The sequence below is a fragment of the Aliivibrio sp. S2TY2 genome, assembly GCF_028765525.1.
Classification (GTDB): domain Bacteria; phylum Pseudomonadota; class Gammaproteobacteria; order Enterobacterales; family Vibrionaceae; genus Aliivibrio; species Aliivibrio finisterrensis_A.
In genome coordinates, this window is sequence record NZ_JARACS010000002.1 from 213556 (window position 1) to 231125 (window position 17570).

15 protein-coding genes are annotated in these 17570 nt (G+C 39.4%); 6 read left to right on the forward strand and 9 right to left on the reverse strand.

What is annotated here, in order from left to right; genetic code table 11:
• Positions 1 to 34: 34 nt before the first annotated feature.
• Positions 35 to 961, reverse strand: a complete 927-nt coding sequence (gene speB / locus PVK63_RS04805) for an agmatinase (protein ID WP_130043625.1) — start codon at positions 959 to 961, stop codon at positions 35 to 37.
• On the reverse strand, positions 961 to 2853 hold the full coding sequence (gene speA, locus PVK63_RS04810; protein WP_423734703.1) for an arginine decarboxylase: 1893 nt from the start codon (positions 2851 to 2853) through the stop codon (positions 961 to 963). The genes speB and speA overlap by 1 nt, the downstream gene beginning before the upstream one ends.
• Before the next feature lie 317 nt (positions 2854 to 3170).
• Here speA and PVK63_RS04815 point away from each other — a divergent pair, with 317 nt between their 5' ends.
• Entirely contained in the window at positions 3171 to 4430 is a 1260-nt protein-coding gene (locus PVK63_RS04815) for a hydroxymethylglutaryl-CoA reductase (protein ID WP_130086285.1), read from the forward strand.
• A 60-nt stretch (positions 4431 to 4490) separates the two neighbouring features.
• On the opposite strand, the gene PVK63_RS04820 is transcribed toward PVK63_RS04815, so the two are convergent.
• The 3 genes from PVK63_RS04820 to PVK63_RS04830 form a co-directional block, all read right to left on the reverse strand.
• Entirely contained in the window at positions 4491 to 5018 is a 528-nt protein-coding gene (locus PVK63_RS04820; protein ID WP_130086402.1) for a lipocalin family protein, read from the reverse strand.
• A gap of 156 nt (positions 5019 to 5174) precedes the next feature.
• Positions 5175 to 6206, reverse strand: a complete 1032-nt coding sequence (locus PVK63_RS04825) for an HlyD family secretion protein (protein WP_130043622.1) — start codon at positions 6204 to 6206, stop codon at positions 5175 to 5177.
• Positions 6203 to 6514 (reverse strand): Mg2+ and Co2+ transporter, encoded by a 312-nt coding sequence (locus PVK63_RS04830; RefSeq protein ID WP_069594506.1) that lies wholly within the window; start codon positions 6512 to 6514, stop codon positions 6203 to 6205. Before PVK63_RS04830 ends, PVK63_RS04825 begins: the two co-directional genes overlap by 4 nt.
• Before the next feature lie 210 nt (positions 6515 to 6724).
• Here PVK63_RS04830 and PVK63_RS04835 point away from each other — a divergent pair, with 210 nt between their 5' ends.
• Positions 6725 to 7645: a LysR family transcriptional regulator gene (locus PVK63_RS04835; RefSeq protein WP_130086284.1), complete on the forward strand. Its 921-nt coding sequence runs from the start codon at positions 6725 to 6727 to the stop codon at positions 7643 to 7645.
• Here the strand turns inward: PVK63_RS04835 and PVK63_RS04840 are convergent.
• The gene (locus PVK63_RS04840) at positions 7642 to 8355 is read right to left on the reverse strand and encodes a hypothetical protein (RefSeq protein WP_242511038.1); all 714 of its coding nucleotides are present in this window, start codon (positions 8353 to 8355) and stop codon (positions 7642 to 7644) included. The two genes, PVK63_RS04835 and PVK63_RS04840, sit on opposite strands and share 4 nt — an antisense overlap.
• Before the next feature lie 225 nt (positions 8356 to 8580).
• On the opposite strand from PVK63_RS04840, the gene PVK63_RS04845 reads away from it, so the two are divergent.
• Positions 8581 to 9771, forward strand: a complete 1191-nt coding sequence (locus tag PVK63_RS04845; RefSeq protein ID WP_130086283.1) for a leucine-rich repeat-containing protein kinase family protein — start codon at positions 8581 to 8583, stop codon at positions 9769 to 9771.
• A gap of 51 nt (positions 9772 to 9822) precedes the next feature.
• Here PVK63_RS04845 and PVK63_RS04850 read toward each other — a convergent pair whose 3' ends face one another.
• A complete protein-coding gene (locus PVK63_RS04850; RefSeq protein WP_130086282.1) occupies positions 9823 to 10293 on the reverse strand; it encodes a hypothetical protein in 471 nt (156 codons plus the stop codon).
• An 11-nt stretch (positions 10294 to 10304) separates the two neighbouring features.
• Positions 10305 to 12449 carry an LruC domain-containing protein gene (locus PVK63_RS04855; protein WP_130086281.1) on the reverse strand — a complete coding sequence of 715 codons (2145 nt, stop codon included), beginning with the start codon at positions 12447 to 12449 and terminating at the stop codon, positions 10305 to 10307.
• Positions 12450 to 12807: 358 nt separating this feature from the next.
• Here PVK63_RS04855 and PVK63_RS04860 point away from each other — a divergent pair, with 358 nt between their 5' ends.
• From PVK63_RS04860 to PVK63_RS04870, 3 genes are read left to right on the forward strand one after another with little or no spacing between them, the layout of a single operon-like run.
• A complete protein-coding gene (locus PVK63_RS04860; protein ID WP_130086280.1) occupies positions 12808 to 13770 on the forward strand; it encodes an HlyD family secretion protein in 963 nt (320 codons plus the stop codon).
• Positions 13763 to 14689 carry an ABC transporter ATP-binding protein gene (locus PVK63_RS04865; RefSeq protein ID WP_130086279.1) on the forward strand — a complete coding sequence of 309 codons (927 nt, stop codon included), beginning with the start codon at positions 13763 to 13765 and terminating at the stop codon, positions 14687 to 14689. Before PVK63_RS04860 ends, PVK63_RS04865 begins: the two co-directional genes overlap by 8 nt.
• A complete protein-coding gene (locus PVK63_RS04870) occupies positions 14686 to 15786 on the forward strand; it encodes an ABC transporter permease (protein WP_130086278.1) in 1101 nt (366 codons plus the stop codon). The genes PVK63_RS04865 and PVK63_RS04870 overlap by 4 nt, the downstream gene beginning before the upstream one ends.
• Here PVK63_RS04870 and PVK63_RS04875 read toward each other — a convergent pair.
• Entirely contained in the window at positions 15778 to 17541 is a 1764-nt protein-coding gene (locus PVK63_RS04875; protein WP_130086277.1) for a bifunctional protein-serine/threonine kinase/phosphatase, read from the reverse strand. The two genes, PVK63_RS04870 and PVK63_RS04875, sit on opposite strands and share 9 nt — an antisense overlap.
• Positions 17542 to 17570: the final 29 nt, after the last annotated feature.

Genomic DNA, 17570 nt, shown 5'->3' on the forward strand with positions numbered 1-17570 from the left:
TTCAACGGGTTTATTTTTACTCAGCTTATAACGCTTATTTGTTTAAACGATTCGCAGTCCAAACATACAGAAGCTCTAAAGCTATCGTCGCGCCAGCCAATGCCGTGATATCACTTTGGTCATACGCAGGTGATACTTCTACCACATCCATACCAACCATGTTGATACCTTGCAAACCACGGATGATTTTTAAGATCTTATCTGAATTCAAACCACCACATACTGGTGTACCTGTACCCGGCGCAAAGGCAGGATCAAGACAATCAATATCAAACGTTAGGTAGACTGGTTTGTCACCAACAATGCCTTTTACTTGTTCGATAATGGCATCAACACTCATGTCATTGGCTTGCATTGCGTTAATCACATTAAAGCCGTGATCTTCTTTTTCATACTCAGTACGAATACCAATCTGAACAGAGTGCTCTGGTGAGATCAGGCCTTCGTTTGGTGCATGATAGAACATGGTACCGTGATCATAACGACTACCATGGCTATAAGTATCCGTGTGAGCATCAAAATGAATTAATGCCATTTCACCGTATTTTTTACCATAAGCACGTAGCAAAGGCAGAGTAATAAAGTGATCACCACCTAAACCTAATAGCGTTTTACCACTATTTAGAATCGCATCAGCCGCAGCTTCAAGACGTACCGTTAAATCTTCTGCATCGCCTGTATCAAAAACAAGGTCACCTGAATCAATAACTTTTGTATGATCAAATACATTGAAATCCCATGGGAATTTTTTACCTTCCCACGCTAGATTTACCGATGCACGACGAATCGCATCTGGACCTAAACGCGCACCAGGGCGACCTGATGTTGCCATATCTAATGGCGCACCTAATACGACGATGTCAGCATCGTTATCAATTGGGTTTTGTACCAATGGGCGACGCATAAATGTCATTGCATTTGAGTACAATGAATAGTCTTTTTTGGTGAATAAATCGTTCATTAAAAATCTTCCAAATAGGTGTAACCCATTAAGCCTTGCTCTAACTCTTCAAGCACGCTTTGTTGTTCTTCTTCTGCAACTTTCGCTGTTACCATGTCTTTGTAGTTTTGACGGATCAAATCCACATCGATATGCACATAACGCATCATATCTTCAACGGTATCGCCTTCATTGATGTAATCAATATTCGCTTCACCATTTTCATCAACATTCACAACAACGCTGTGGGTATCACCAAATAGGTTATGCATATCACCCAAGATCTCTTGGTATGCCCCCACTAAGAAGAAGCCCATCAAATAAGGTTCATCAGGGTTCCAAGCCGGTACTGGCAGTGTGGTTTCAATACCTTGACCATCAACATATTGGTCAATAGTACCGTCTGAGTCACACGTAATATCCAGTACCACTGCGCGATGTTCATCCGCATTATCAAGACCACTTAATGGCATTACAGGGAAAACCTGATCAATACCCCATGCATCTGGTAATGATTGGAACAGAGAGAAGTTCACAAAGAATTTATCCGCTAAACGCTCACTCAATTCATCTAGAATTGGACGATGGTAACGGTTCTTAGTGCTCATTTTTACGCTTAATTCATAGTTAATGCGTAATGATATTTGCTCTGCCCATGCACGGTGTTGCAGGTTAATCATGCCTGTCGCAAACTGATTATGCGCTTCTGCTACGTCACATTGAGTATCGTTATAAATCTCAATTAATGCGCGATCATCGCCGCCATTTTCTAACTGCTCTAAGTTACGCCACATATTGTGTAATAACAAAGGATCATCACCGCAAGGCGCTTCTATTGCTTCTGGCGTGTAGCTTTCTGTACCAATAACGTTAGTAATTAACACCGCGTGATGCGCCGTTAACGAACGTCCAGATTCAGAAATAATAACTGGCATTGGTTGTGAGTAAAGCTGACAAATATCACCAATAGTCATCACGATATTACGCGCGTATTCCGCCAAGCCGTAGTTCATCGAGTTAGATGATTGACTGCGAGTACCATCGTAATCCACCGCCAAACCACCACCCACATCGAGGTATTTTAGTTTTGCGCCAATATCACGTAATTCACAGTAAAAACGAGCCGCTTCACTCACCCCATTACGAACATCACGAATGTTTGCCATTTGTGAACCAAGGTGGAAATGCACAAGCTCTAAAATATCTAGTTGGTCTTCTGCTTTTAGACGATTAATTACCGTCAATACTTGAGAGGCAGACAAACCAAATTTAGATTTTTCACCACCACTTGCTTGCCATTTTCCTGCACCTTGAGAAGCAAGACGAATACGCAAACCAAGGCGTGGTTTAACACCTAATGCTTTTGCTTCAGATAGAACTAAATCTAATTCTGATAATTTTTCTAGAACGATAAAAACACTGTGACCAAGTTTCTCACCAATCAGCGCTAAGCGTACGTACTCACGGTCTTTATAACCGTTACATACAATAACTGAACTCGCTTTTTGAGCTAGCGCTAGTACGGCCAATAGCTCAGGCTTACTGCCCGCCTCTAGACCTAATTGCTTTTGCTCTAATTGCGCCTGACTTGCAAGAATTTCATCAACCACTTCTTTTTGTTGGTTTACTTTAATTGGGTAAACAAGAAGATAATGGTTTTCATATTGGTATTCATCAATCGCTTGGTTAAATGCATTACAAATATTATGTACGCGCTGATGAACGATTTGAGGAAAACGAACCAAAGCAGGCAATCCGATATTTCGCTGCTCTAATTGATTCACAATATGACTTAATGGGACTTGATGATCAGATTCACTACGTGGTGAAACATACACTTCACCATTATCATCAATACCGTAAAAACCTTGGCTCCAGTGCTTTACATTATACTCAGCACGGATACGATCCAAATTAACCGAATGTTCCAAATCTCGACCTCACATAAATAGGGCCATCAAAAGAAAATACTTCGTTGGAATATCGAAGCATAACCTAGGGCGTGTTATCCCTAACAATCCTTGTAATCTAACAAGTTGTCGACGGCATTAACTAACATTATCTAAACGTAGTCCAATAATGAATATTTATCGTAAGAATCGAAAATATTTGTCGTTATCTTAGTTCAAAATTGAGAGGTAAAACTGTAACGCTTTTTGTCATTATCCTTGTTTATCTGATACGAAACAGTAGAATCTCATTCAACATTTGCTGTAATTAATATGTTCTTATGCCAAAACTGAATCTGCATCGCCGCGACTACGTATCAATCTTAGGGGGCGATATCTCTGCAGATAAATTAGAGCAATCGCTCAACCCTCACTTTGAAAGACCAATAAATAAAATTACCCCTAGCCCTTATCTAACAGAAAAAAACCTAACTCGCCGTTGGGATAAGCTAGCCAAACCTGAGCTGCAATCAGAATTACTCGACCCGCACACCCAGGCCCAAAGCCATGTGTACGAGAAAAATATCGAGCATTTTATTGGTACGGTTAAACTGCCAGTTGGTCTTGCAGGCCCATTACGTGTGAATGGCTTATTTGCCAATGATGATTACTTAGTGCCTCTTGCAACCACAGAAGCGGCTTTAGTGGCCTCTTATAATCGCGGGGCACAACTGCTAACGGCAAGTGGTGGTGCAAGTGCCATGCTATTAAATGAAGGGGTAACTCGCACCCCTGCGTTTGCTTTTTTTGGTTTAGCTGAAGCTGGACAATTTGTGGCATGGGCGGTGACTCAATACGACACGTTCAAACAACTGGCAGAATCCACCACATCACATGGGAAACTCAGCGACATTAATATCAGTATCGAAGGCAATCATGTTTATCTGGTCTTTGAGTTTTTAACTGGTGATGCTTCTGGACAAAACATGGTAACCATTGCGACCAATGCCGTGTTTAGCTACATCATGGAAAACTCCCCTATCACGCCTGAAAATGCCTATTTAGATGGCAATTTATCAGGAGATAAAAAAGCAAGCAGCCAAACATTGCGCAGTGTTCGCGGCAAAAAAGTCACCGCTGAAGCGCATATTCCTGCTGAGTTAGTGAAAAAATACCTACACACCACCCCTGAGAAAATGATGCAATTTACTCAAATGAGTACAGTTGGTGCGACGCTCAGCGGAACTATAGGTATTAATGCTCATTATGCCAATGCCCTTGCTGCTCTTTATATTGCGTGTGGTCAAGATGCGGCGTGTGTAGCTGAATCTGCTATTGGTATGACACGTATTGAAGTCGATAGAAATGGGGACTTATACGCAAGTGTTACCTTACCAAACTTAATGCTGGGTACGGTTGGCGGCGGTACTGGATTACCAAGCCAAAAAGCCTGTTTAGAATTGATGGGATTGCACGGTGCAGGAAAATCACAAGCACTGGCTGAAGTATGTGCTGCTTTATGTTTAGCAGGAGAGCTATCTATAGTAGGTGCGTTTTGTGCAGGGCATTTTTCACGAGCGCACCATAAGTTAGCGCGCTAGTTAATAGACAAGGATACCTCTTAGGTCCCAAGAATATCCATTAACTAACGCGACAATTAATTATTGCTCAACAAAGATAAGTTCATTTGTTTTAAAACCTAGTGATTGAGCCGTTGATACAAAGCGCTCAATCACTTCTTGGTCAACTTCTTTTGTTCGAGATAGTAGCCATAAGTAATCTAGGTCTGGCCCTGATACAAACGCATATTGGTAATTTTCTTTATCTAATTCAAACACTACGTATGAACCGTAGAAAGGGCCAAAGAACGAGACTTTAAGATACCCTTGATCTTCTGCCCCAATGAATTTCGCTTTTCCTTCTGCTTCATTCCATTCTTGATCTTCTTTTGAATAGCCTCGGTTAATGACCTTAACGCTTCCATCTTCATTAATGCTGTACTCGGCGCTGACTTTACTCAACCCTTCTTCAAAAGAATGATTTAATCGCGCCACTTCATACCATTTACCTAAATAACGATTTAACTCAAACCCTGATACAGGTTCAACGCCCTTTGGCATCCCTAAGCAACCACTTAGCATTAATAATACTGTTGCTATAAAACCTATTTTTGTTATACGTTTTTTCATCATCGTTAGCTCCATTAACTTTATTTTTTTAATATTACGGCAGATTAGCGTAAAAAGATCACTTAGTTAATCAGTACATACATAAAAAAGCGAGCTAACTTCACTCAATGAAATTAACTCGCCTTCTTTAACATTGTGTTGCTCTACATTATATAACTACAAAGCTTGTAGATAAGATTTTGCAGCCGTTAGTCTTACCGTCGCTCCACCGATAATATCCATAAACCCTAAAATTGAATGTGGCTTCTCGGCACTTATCCATGCAGAGCCTGTCGCTCCAATTGGTAGCATATCCATCGTTTCTTGGTCTATTTCAAGAATCACCGTTCGCCCGACTGGTGCCGAACCACGTTGAATATGACGAGATACAAGCTGCTCTTGAGGTAATAAGCTACCTTGCGCTTCGCCAGTCGCATTGACTACACTGTGTACTTTTGCTCTAAAGATTTCCCCCGGATACGCCGTTACAAAAAACTCACTAAATTGCCCCGGCTGAATATTTTTATACGATTGATCTGGAATACGCATTTCAACAAACTTCTTACTGGTATCCCATAAGTGAAGTGAACCGATCCGAGAACCGTCAGCAATAAATACGTGTGTCACCATGCCATCAAAAGGCGCGGTGATCGTTAAACGATCCAATTCAAAATTTAAATTCGTAAGTTGTGCTTTTAAGCCTAAATCTTTGGCTTCTAACACATGAATTTCAGCGATTAACATTTCAACCAAGTCTTGTGATTCTTCCGTATCACGCACTGATACATGTTCTTTCATTCCTAGGTTTCGCTGATGATTACGCTCTGCTTGCTGTAAAGCGACCTTCTTTGCTTCAATGCTTTTTTCTACTTCTAATTGAGCAGACTCAACCTCGATTATCGCAGAAGTAATTTTGTCATCTTTAAGTAGATAAAGTACATCGCCTTTCTTAACATGCTGGTTATGATCAATGTAGATCTCATCAATATGCTGACCAACGGATGGAGACAGCACAGCGTGAGGGGCCTTAACTGTCGTAGAGTTGGTTAAATCCGCTGGCGAATAGAATCGATGTCCAAAAAATAGTGCTAGTGCTAAAATTACACCCACAAAAGTGGTGACAAAGTAATTCCCCGCGGTTCGCTTTAATACGTTGAATTTAAACAATAACCACACGATTAAAATATACGGCAACATTATCTCTTTCATGATTGTGCCCCTTTAAACCATGCTTGAACTTTATCCCAATCGGTGACAATAGCCAGAACTGCCAGCACCCATAATGGTTTCCACACTAGACCTAAAATACACATCCAAAAAATCAATTTAGCCTGCGCTAAGCCTTTTTCTTTCGCCAAATGCTTTGGAATAGAATGAATATGCCAAATCTTAGCCGCTACCCATGAAATAATGGCAACCGTAACTAAAACAATAAACCACATAAATATAATGGAATCGAGAAGTGCATAAACACTAGGGAGGTTTTCAAACTCTAAACTGGTAGGATGTATCTGCATTGGAACACCTATTGTCGTTATTCTATTTATCCTTAGATTTTAAAGCCCTCTTATTCCTTAAAATGGCACATCTAAATTCGATGTAATGAAGGTAACTAATATGGAGGACTCTACCAATGGCATACACGTATTGCTGATATAACAGATTTGATATTTCTAATGAATGACGTTAGTTTATAATTAATCGATAGCTATCAATAAGGGCATAAAATGGATTTAGCCAAATTTGATCTTAATCTACTTAAAACTCTCTTAGTGCTACTGCAAGAAAAAAACACCAATAAAGCAGCTGAGCGACTTAATACTAGCCAACCCGCAGTAAGCCGTACTCTAGCCAAGATCCGAGAAGAATTTGATGATCCTCTATTTATCCGACAATCACGCGGATTAAAACTCACACCAAAAGCTGAAGAGTTGGCGATCAGTCTACCTAAGATCTTCGAAGCGCTTGAAGGTACTCTACAAAACGACAGCTTCTCGCCAAAACAACTAACAGGACAAATCAAGATCGCAATGAATGGGTTTGTGATTGAAACTCATGGGTATCAGATCTGCCAAGCAATTAAAAAAGATGCGCCTAATGTCAGTATTGAACTACATAGTTTTACTCAAACCACTGCGGATGATTTAATTAACGGCGAGCTTGATTTTGCTCTTAACTATTATCCTATTGATGTATCCAAAGAGTTACGACAAGTACCGGTCGGTTTATTTACTTATGCTGGGGTCTGTAATATTAACCACCCAATGGCAAATCAGACTATCGACCTTCAAGAAGTCTTTAACTACCCACTGGCAGGATTAATCGTCCCTGAATTTAACTTTAAAACCATGTTAGCGCCTCAATATTCAAATAAAGACATCAGCCATCAACCTGAATTTCGTTGTCAGCAAGTTAATCCGATTTTAAAGGCTCTTGAAGAATCAGATATGCTTTTCATCGCTCCACAGAGCTTAATGGAAGTGCTTGATCCAGCAAAATACGCTCTTGTTAAAGTTAAAGATAAATTAAAACGCCATGAGATGAAGATAGGCCTCATCTACAATACTAAGCACATGAATTCAGAGAAATTTAATTGGATAGAACGATTAGTGGATAATATTTTACCACCGAAGATGACTAGGCATTAATTAAACTCATAGGTATAAGAGAAGCCTACTTTTTCATTATGACCAAAATCATCTTCGCTAATTACCCCATAGAAATTAAAAGATTGGTGTTCATTTATCTTATAGCTAAGGCCACCACCTCCCCAATAACTGCTGTAATTATCAGACCCTAAAGCCCCTCCACCAAAAGCGAGAATACTCCATGTATCTGTAAGTGGTTTTAATGCAAACGCTCCTAAATAACCACTATGACTTGAGTTAGACATCAAGATATAATCACCCGATTGTATTTCATTATGTTGTTCAACAGCGAATTCTCCATCGTTGTAAGCATAGCCTGCCATTGGAAAAATCTGCCACCCCATAGGCTCTATACCAAAATAGGATAATGGTATAAAGGTTCCAATGCTGTAGTTGTTTTTATAGGCACCATGGTCATACTCTGTACGACTAAAATTGACATTAACAATACCAACCGGAAATAACCATGAACCACCAAGACGCCAATCATCGCCATCAGCAGAAGTTCTCATGCTTAACATTCGCACAGGGTCTAACCCAATAGAACCAGAAATAGTTAAATCATCGTTATACCCAAAACCAAGTTTAGTGACAATTTTAGTCGGGTCATCTTGATGTTTTTCTTTAGCAAGAGCAAAAGGTGAAGTAATAAGAAATAGGGTTAAAATTGGAAATACACCTTGGTAAATTGATGTAGATTTTAAATTCATGAATTACTCAATACTTATTCTGAAAAGACAAAAATCCAACAAATTAATGAATCTATTGGATGATATGAGATCGCATTTTTTCAATGAAACAAAAGATACGTGATGACAATTCATGAACCAATGACCCATCCGTTATATCTATTATAACTAAATAGGTATATTAGATTTTCAAACTGAAACACCGTACAATCGGCGGCAAAATACAAACAACATAGGTAGATTAGTTTGCATACATTAGCGCAGTTACAATCCGGTGAATTACAAGGTATTACTCGATTACAATTAAGTGAAGGGTTAACAGAGTTTCCACTTGAGATCTTATCTCTTGCTGATTCATTAGAAATCTTAGATTTATCGAATAATCAAATAACTACGCTACCGATTGAGATCGCTCAATTACCTAAATTGAAGATTTTCTTTGCATCAAACAATCCATTTACTGTATTCCCTGATGTTCTGGCTCAGTGTCAAAATCTTGAAATGATTGGATTCAAATCGTGTCAAATTCAGCATGTTCCTGAAGATGCCTTCCCACCAAAATTACGCTGGTTGATCTTAACCGATAACCAAGTAGAAGCATTACCTAACTCATTGGGTGATTGCCACTTAATGCAAAAACTGGCATTAGCAGGCAACAAACTGACTGAACTGCCAAACAACTTGTCTCAACTGCATAACTTGGAATTACTGCGTATTTCAGCAAACCAGTTAATTGAGTGCCCAGAGCAACTGCTTAATTTACCAAAACTGGCATGGTTTGCGTTTGCGGGTAATCCATTCTGTAAATCCGATGTGAAAGTGAAGTCTGTTCCTAATATCGCCTCATCAGACTACACATTAGAAGATGTATTAGGCCAAGGTGCATCAGGTGTCATTTCTAAAGCTCGTTGGAATCAAGAACAAACGGATTTCCCACAAGAAATTGCAGTTAAAGTATTTAAAGGCGAAGTCACCAGTGATGGTTACCCTGAAGATGAATTGCAAGCGTGTTTAAAAGTCGGCAATCACCCAAGTTTGGTGCAATCATTAGCACAGGTGAATGAAGACAATCATCTAGCATTGATCATGAACTTGATCCCTTCACATTATAAAAACTTAGGTTTACCGCCAAGTTTAGAAAGCTGCACTCGTGATACTTTCCCTGAAGGGTTTACCTTATCATTAGATCACATCAATAAAATGACCGCTGAAATGCGTAATGTGTTTGACCACCTACATGATAACCAAGTGTGTCATGGTGATTTGTATGCGCATAACACCTTATTTGATGCAGACGCGAATATTATCTTTGGTGACTTTGGTGCCGCGAGTATGTACCACATGCTAAGTGACTCTCAGCAGCTAAAAATTAGAACTATTGAAGAGCGTGCACTGAATCACTTTGTTGATGATTTAATGAGTGTTCGTATTAAATAAATTAATAACCCGCCTTCCTATCAAGGCGGGTTATTAACAGCCTTGATAGGTTTAATTAATTAACCAATAATTCTCTTTTTGGTTATTGTGCGCCAAAGTGTAAATAAGAGGTTCCCGATCTTTTTCCATGATCCAGATGATGGTAATTAACTCTTCACAATGATTCGCAACACGAAGGTCAAATTTACCAACACCTTGCTCTAAACGACCTTTAAGTAAACACATATCAAAATCTACTTTAGATACATCACCTTGTGCTTGGCTATTATCACAAATAGAAATAAATGCACGCTTAGTGGAGCGCTCTGAAATATCAACATCAATATCAACGCTATATACCGAACTAAGGCTATTCTCAGCACTAATTTTTAAATCTAAAACCGATAATTGAGGGCTCACAGGTGACCCTGTACCAGAACCTGGATCATTTGAGCCACCAGAGCTATCACTATTACAAGCAGCAAGCAGACTAAAGCTAGCAACAAAAAGTAATAGATTCATTTTATTCACGATACTATTCATAAGATCTCTCCTTAATCTATATAAGTTTTTCCCGCACTAGGGGTTACATACCAATCTGCAGCTGTTTGTCCTGTTGCATCCTGAGAAAAATCTGCAAATTGAGGATACGCTTCAAGAATGCTGACTGACTCATTTGGATGCTCCCAATTAAGCGGAATTTCAATTGCCCATGGAAGACCGTTATCTGTCTGGAAGTAAGTACTATTCGCAGTATTGGTCGCATCATCACTTCTGCCAATATAGCCATAATCAAACTTAGAGGTCGGTTTTTTGTTTTTCAGGTGTACTTCTAAATTACGTCCCGGATGGCCACCACTCACTTGTAAGCCATTCTCCCCGTAATAATAACCTGGAGTCGCAAAAATAAATGGATCGTAAGGTAAGGCAGGCATTTGCCCTTGAGAAATAGGTGATTCAAACGGGACGGTAAGTGACCAGTTAGGACGATATTGAGTCCCACAACCTGGTTCAGTTCGGAACATATTACAACCATCAGCCTCACCGGACTCGGTAAGTGACCAAAGATCTTCATGAATAATCAAAACAGCATCTAAAGTGCCACTCTCTAACACTGTTGTATTTTGTAATTCTCCATCAATGAATAATTTAACTGAATCAGCCTTTATTTTATCTGGACTGATATTAGGCAAACGAATAGCAAAACCAGAGTGATAAGTACCGCCAAGAGCTGCAACTTGCCCTTCAATTTTAAGTTGAATCACTTGGTTATTATGACTAAATTCAGTGTACTTGACGTTCATAAGGACGTCATTCATATCGTAGTCACCGACTTTAGGAAATTGATCTTCATAAGCGAAAGTGGTGTAGTCAGACCCTACAGGGTAAAGCTCAACGGATACACCTTGGTCTGTAACAGTAACTTGATAATCTTCAACTTCACCTGCACTTACCCCACCATTTGGACCAACATCATAAGTATGGCTTAAACGAAAACGAGCCCAAGTATCTCCTGATAGAGCCCAGCTTGGTACTTCAAAATAGAGTTGATTCTGGCCATCATCTACCCATTCACTGTTAAGGATCATTTCATCATCATTAAACACCCCGTCTTGGTCCCAATCAATCCAAGCACTAAGTACCCCTTCTCCCTCTGCACCTTCAACATCGGCATAAATGAAGCTTGTTTCCTTAATTTCAAGTGGTACAGGAAATGAAATACCATCATCATCATTACTTGAATCTGATGTGTCATCTGAAAGCGGATACACATAAGCTTCACTTTCTCCATCAACAATCAGACCTAGTTTTAAATCAGAAATACCATGACGAGCACCAAATGAATCATATAACGTGCCGTAAGTATCGGGAGCATCACCGTAATCGCTATTATCATTTTGTCCCACCGCAGCAAATGCACAGCGGGCACCATCATTTGAATTACTCGATGGTCCATAAGCAAAAAAGGCTGAAGTTGAATTTACATCATCAATATTAATAAGATAGATATACCCATTCCCATTATTACTGAGATAAAGATTACCATCGACATCAAAATATTGAGCACCAAAAGCTAAACTATGACCAACATTATCACTGCTGATAACTTTGTTTAATTGAGTACTTAACCCTGTATTTGGATCAATTTTATAAAGATATCCAGAATTATCAACACTGTAGATAAGTCCATCATCTGGATGAAAAGCCATATCAAGTATACGAATATTACCAATAGTGCCAGAGTTGGCAACTTTAGTCATAATCAAGTCATCCAAGCCAATTCTAAAAAGTCCTTGATTAACTCTGTAGCCATACCAAGCATTTTCAATGGTCGATACATCACCAACATAAATTGAAGTAGGCCCAACATTTAGGTTAGAGACCGATAATGGCGTTGATACGAAATCGGAACCAATTTTAGTTAAGGTTTTCGCTCCATAATCCCACCCATAAATATAATCATCATGAACACTATAGCCAATAGCATTAATCTTTCCGCTTCCAACTTCCCAAGATAAAGTGCTATAGCTACCTACATCCAAATTAATGCCATAAGCTACTGGAGTTCCAGAAGGGTTTTGTATCATAAATGCTTGTCCTGGACAGGAAGCAAATGGAATTGCAGCTTCCACTTGTCCACTGACTCCAACAGTAAGACTTAATGTAGCGATACAAGAAAGTAATCTGCTTTTTTTCATAATATTCCCTCATTTATACCTAGCGTATAATGAAGAAAAGCACAACCTATACCAAACTTTTAAATCATTGATATTAATGGAATTTAAATATAATTGAGATAAATAGAATCAAAATAAGAATTCTGTATTATCTTTTTGAGACGCAAACTGATAACAGTATATTGATTATTTAATGAGTGTGCTTCACTCAAAAGCGTAATTAAGCGAAAGCGCATTTTAAATTGAATTAAATAATTTGCGCTTCTCGTTAATTGAGTATAGTTTCTTTAAATACCTTATAAGCAATTGATATTACTTTAAGCTATGACGATCCCCTGATTAGGCGATAAGTAAACAATCAATGTCAGGAGATTTAAAGATGAAACAGCTATTCTTAGGATTCTTATGTGTCGCACTATTACAAGGTTGTGGCTCAGACAAAGGAGATGAAGCATTAGGAACCTTAGAGCGAGACCGGGTCACTTTCTCCGCGACTTCAAATGAAATTATCCGAGCTTTACCTATCAAAGAAGGCAGTGAAGTCAAAGTCGGTGACGTATTGGTCCAATTGGACACAAAAAATCAAAACGCCATCCTTGCCCATGCCATTGCAAACGCCGCGAAAGCCCAAGCCTATTTATTACGCTTAACCAATGGTGAGCGCCCTGAAGATATTGCATCAGCCAAAGCCAAAGTAGACCAAGCAAAAGCACAGCTTATTGATGCTGAAAAAAATTACCGTCGAATGGTTGAGCTAGTAAAGAAAAAACTCACCAGCCAATCCAATAAAGATACTGCTCTCGCCTCCCGAGATTCTGCGCGCGCTACATTAAACTCAGCTAATGAAGAATTCTCAAAATTAACCGCAGGAGCAAGACCTGAAGATATAGACCAAGCAAAAGCTGAACTTGATGCGATGGATGCTGAAGTGGTATTGCAGCAACAGAAACTGGATGAATTAACCATCGTCGCCACTCGTGACGGCATTTTAGATAATCTTCCGTATAACCTTGGCGAGCGTGTTCCTGTAAATGGTTTTGTTGCTGTTATTCAAGCCAATCGTATTCCTTACGCTCGTGTTTACGTTCCTGCCTCTTATCGTGTTGGATTCCTCCCAGGGAAAACATTTTCAGTGACTGTGGATGGTGTTAGCTCTCCATTTAAAGGAACCGTTCGTTGGGTTTCCTCTGAACCGTCATTTACGCCATATTACGCCTTAACAGAAGAAGACCGATCTCATTTAATGTACTTAGCAGAAGTAGATTTACCTGAATCTGCGGCCTCTTTACCTTCTGGCGTACCTGCCCAAGTCCTCTTAGAAAAGGACAACGCAGATGATTGAGTTTGCTATTCAAGCCACTGATGTTGTGAAAAAATTTGGGGATTTTACCGCTATTGATGGCATTAACTTATCCGTACCTAAAGGCTGTATTTATGGCTTTTTAGGTCCTAACGGTTGTGGTAAATCTACTACCATTCGTACCTTAACCGGCCTATTAAGCCCTACCTCTGGTCAGGTGGATGTACTTGGTTTAAGTATCCCTAAAGAATCAGAAGCTCTGCGTTTAAAAATTGGCTATATGACGCAAAAATTCTCTTTGTATGATGATTTAAGTGTAGAAGAAAACCTCGAATTCATTGGCCAAATTTTTGGTATGGAAAAACAAACGTTACTCCAACGCATAACGGAGCAACTCTCCACCTATGGACTTGACCAATTACGAAACCAACGGGTATCAGGCATGAGTGGAGGTCAAAAACAGCGATTATCATTGGCTGCTGCAACCATGCATAACCCTGAACTATTGTTTTTAGATGAACCAACCTCTGCGGTTGATCCTGAGAATCGTCGAGATTTTTGGGAACAACTATTTGATTTATCAGATAAAGGAACCACCATCCTTATCACAACCCATTACATGGATGAAGCTGAACGTTGTCATCGATTGGCAATAATGGAATCAGGTATTATCCGTGCCGATGGAGAGCCAGAGACATTAATGGCTAACATGGGGGTTAATATCGTTGAAGTGAAAACAAATAATTTACGCGCATTAAAAAACACATTAATTCAACGTAATGAAATCAGATCTGCAGCCCAAATAGGTATTCGATTACGAGTACTTATTCATCAAGATATTAATGACCCCATTTCATGGTTAAGATCTGAATTCCCTGAATTAAAAGATTCCGAAATGAATATCGCGCGTCCAAGTTTAGAAGATGTCTTTGTTACCGTCACAGGGAAGGGTCGTCAATGAAGTCACTCAATCGAATGAAAGCCATCATGGTCAAAGAAATTCGTCAATTATCACGAGATAAGTTGACCTTTGGTATGGTTATTATGATCCCTTTAATACAATTGTTATTATTTGGATACGCTATTAATACTGATATTAGAGATATACCCATTGCGGTTGTTGACCAAAGTGAGAGTACTTTTGGCCGACTCATTACTGAGTCAGTGAAAGTCACGCAAGTCGTCAGTGTTAAACAACATTATCCAACAGTAAAAGAAGCCGAAAAAGCAATTCAGCAAGGCGTTGTGCGTGCTGCTCTGATATTACCCAAAGACATTACACAACGTATGGTACAAGGCAGAGAGCTAGGACAATGGATTGTGGATGGCTCAGACACTATGATAAGTGCAGCCATTCTTGGATTGCAAAGCATGCCATTAAGCGATTTGGATTTTGATATTCGCAATAATGCCCATGCTAAAACATTTGAGGTGACGCTATTTTATAACCCTAGCCGACAATCCGCAGTTAATATTGTACCGGGACTATTAGGCGTTATCTTAACCATGACAATGATACTCTTCACCAGCTCAGCCATTGTACGAGAACGTGAAAGAGGAAACTTAGAGTTACTTATTACCACCCCTATTCACTCTTTTGAACTAATGGTTGCTAAAATCATCCCTTATATCTTTGTCGGTTTAATTCAAGTATTTATTATTCTTGGGTTAGGGTATTTCATTTTTGACGTTCCGATTAATGGCTCATTAAGCCAAATTTTGCTCGGGACTTTACTATTTATCTCTGCCAGTCTTACTCTAGGGTTAGTTATTTCAACCATCGCTAAAACACAGCTTCAAGCGATGCAAATGACGATATTCATTCTGTTGCCTTCCATTTTATTATCAGGTTTTATGTTCCCCTATGAAGGAATGCCCGTCGTTGCTCAGTGGATTGCAGAAGTTTTACCTGCGACTCACTTCATGAGATTAATTCGCGGTATTGTTTTACGCGGCGCTGATTTACTTGATTTGTGGCGAGATACGGTTTGGATGATCATTTTCACCCTCATTGGTTTATTTGTTGCCTCAAAACGATTTAAAAAATCATTAGATTAAGTAGATAAATTCAATAAGAACGATAAGCCCTAAAACGATAGAGAGCCCTTTCCAAAACAAAAGCGGCTCTCTTTCCATTAAGGGTTGGGCCCGTTTATTTTTAAGTAACTGAGGATTTGGTATGGTTAAATCTGCCATAAACTCACTCATGTGTTGATAACGCTTTGAAGGAAGAATATGACACGCTTTCTTTATCGCTTCATCAATCCAAATTGGAAGATCTGCATGTTGTAATAACAACGAGTAGTATTCGTTCTGTTGTGGGTGCTTTGTCAATAACCCTTGCTGCGTTATCTGCTTGTAGGGCAAACAATGAGTGCGTTCTTTATCTGATAAAATCTCATAACAAATAACACCTATGGAATAAATATCAGACTGATGAGTTGCTTTACCACCTCTTATATATTCAGGAGCGGTATAATTCAACTCGCCAAGTGGATAGACATCATCAAGCACTTGTAATGCTTCTTCCAGCCCATCCGCTGTTGCTGCACCAAAATCAATCACCACGACGCTATTGTCTGGAGTGATCATAATATTCTCAGGTTTTAAATCTCTGTGCACAATCTGTAATCGTTGTAGCACCCTTACCGATTTTATAATGCCATCAATAATAAAACGCATTTGGCTTAGCTCTGGCGTCGGATTATCTCGCATCCATTGTCTTAGCGTAATGCCTTCAATATACTCACACACATGATAGATAAAACGACTATCACTCTCGCGTGGCAGTATTTTCATCACTCTCTTGCTGTTTACCGTCTCTCCTATCCACTGCTCTCTGAGATATGAATACAGATAGAGCTTATCTTCGCTAAATTGCAGTGATGGCGCTTTAATAATGCAACGTTCAGCGTTCTTTTCATTGGTCGCTAAATACACATGACTACGAACTCCCGAATAGATAATCTCTTCAATTCGATAGTGATCAATCTTCTGGCTTACTTTCAATACTGGTGGAATATGGCACAGATCTAATAAGTGTAATAGCTCTTGTGGGGTTTTATTGGGTAGTTGAAGTACGTCAACCAATAAGCAACTTACGTTATCTTGTGAGCCATTATCCACTGCTTGCTGGCAAAGATGCATCGCCATCGATTCTAATGACAATTGCCTCATTCCCTCTTGCGACAATTCAAAACTCAGATCCTCATTAGACAATACATCATGAACTCCATCCGTGGTCAGCAGTAATACATCACCTTCTTGTAAATCTACTGAGTGATAATCAACATCTAATTTACTGTCCATTCCCAATGCTCGGGTAAGGTAAGCTTCTTTCCCTACACCTTGTCGTTGATGATCGTGTGTTAACTGCTGTAATTTATTTTCTCGATAACGATAGATACGGCTGTCTCCAACATGAAAAACATGCGCCGTATTAGATTTAATCACCACCGCTGAAAATGTGGTTAGCCAACCATTATGATGAAGTTCATTGTCTTTTTGTTGCTGATACAACCATGAATTTATCGAGAGTAATACCTTGGTTGCCGATTGCTTTACACTCCAACTATCAGGCGTTGAAAAGTAATCATCTACAAACTGAGTCACGCAAGTATGACTCGCTTGTTGGCCTTTATCACTGCAACTGACGCCATCTGCAATACAAACCACATCACCTTTAAATGGTTGCTCAGAAACAGAGGCGTGTTTAACGATAAATGCATCTTGATTAACCTCCCTCTTTCCCTGAGTCGAGTAGCCACCAATACGTAAATGTAACTCATGCTGAGAGAGTATTTGATGCGACATGAAGCACGCCTCCTTGCTGTTATCCATCA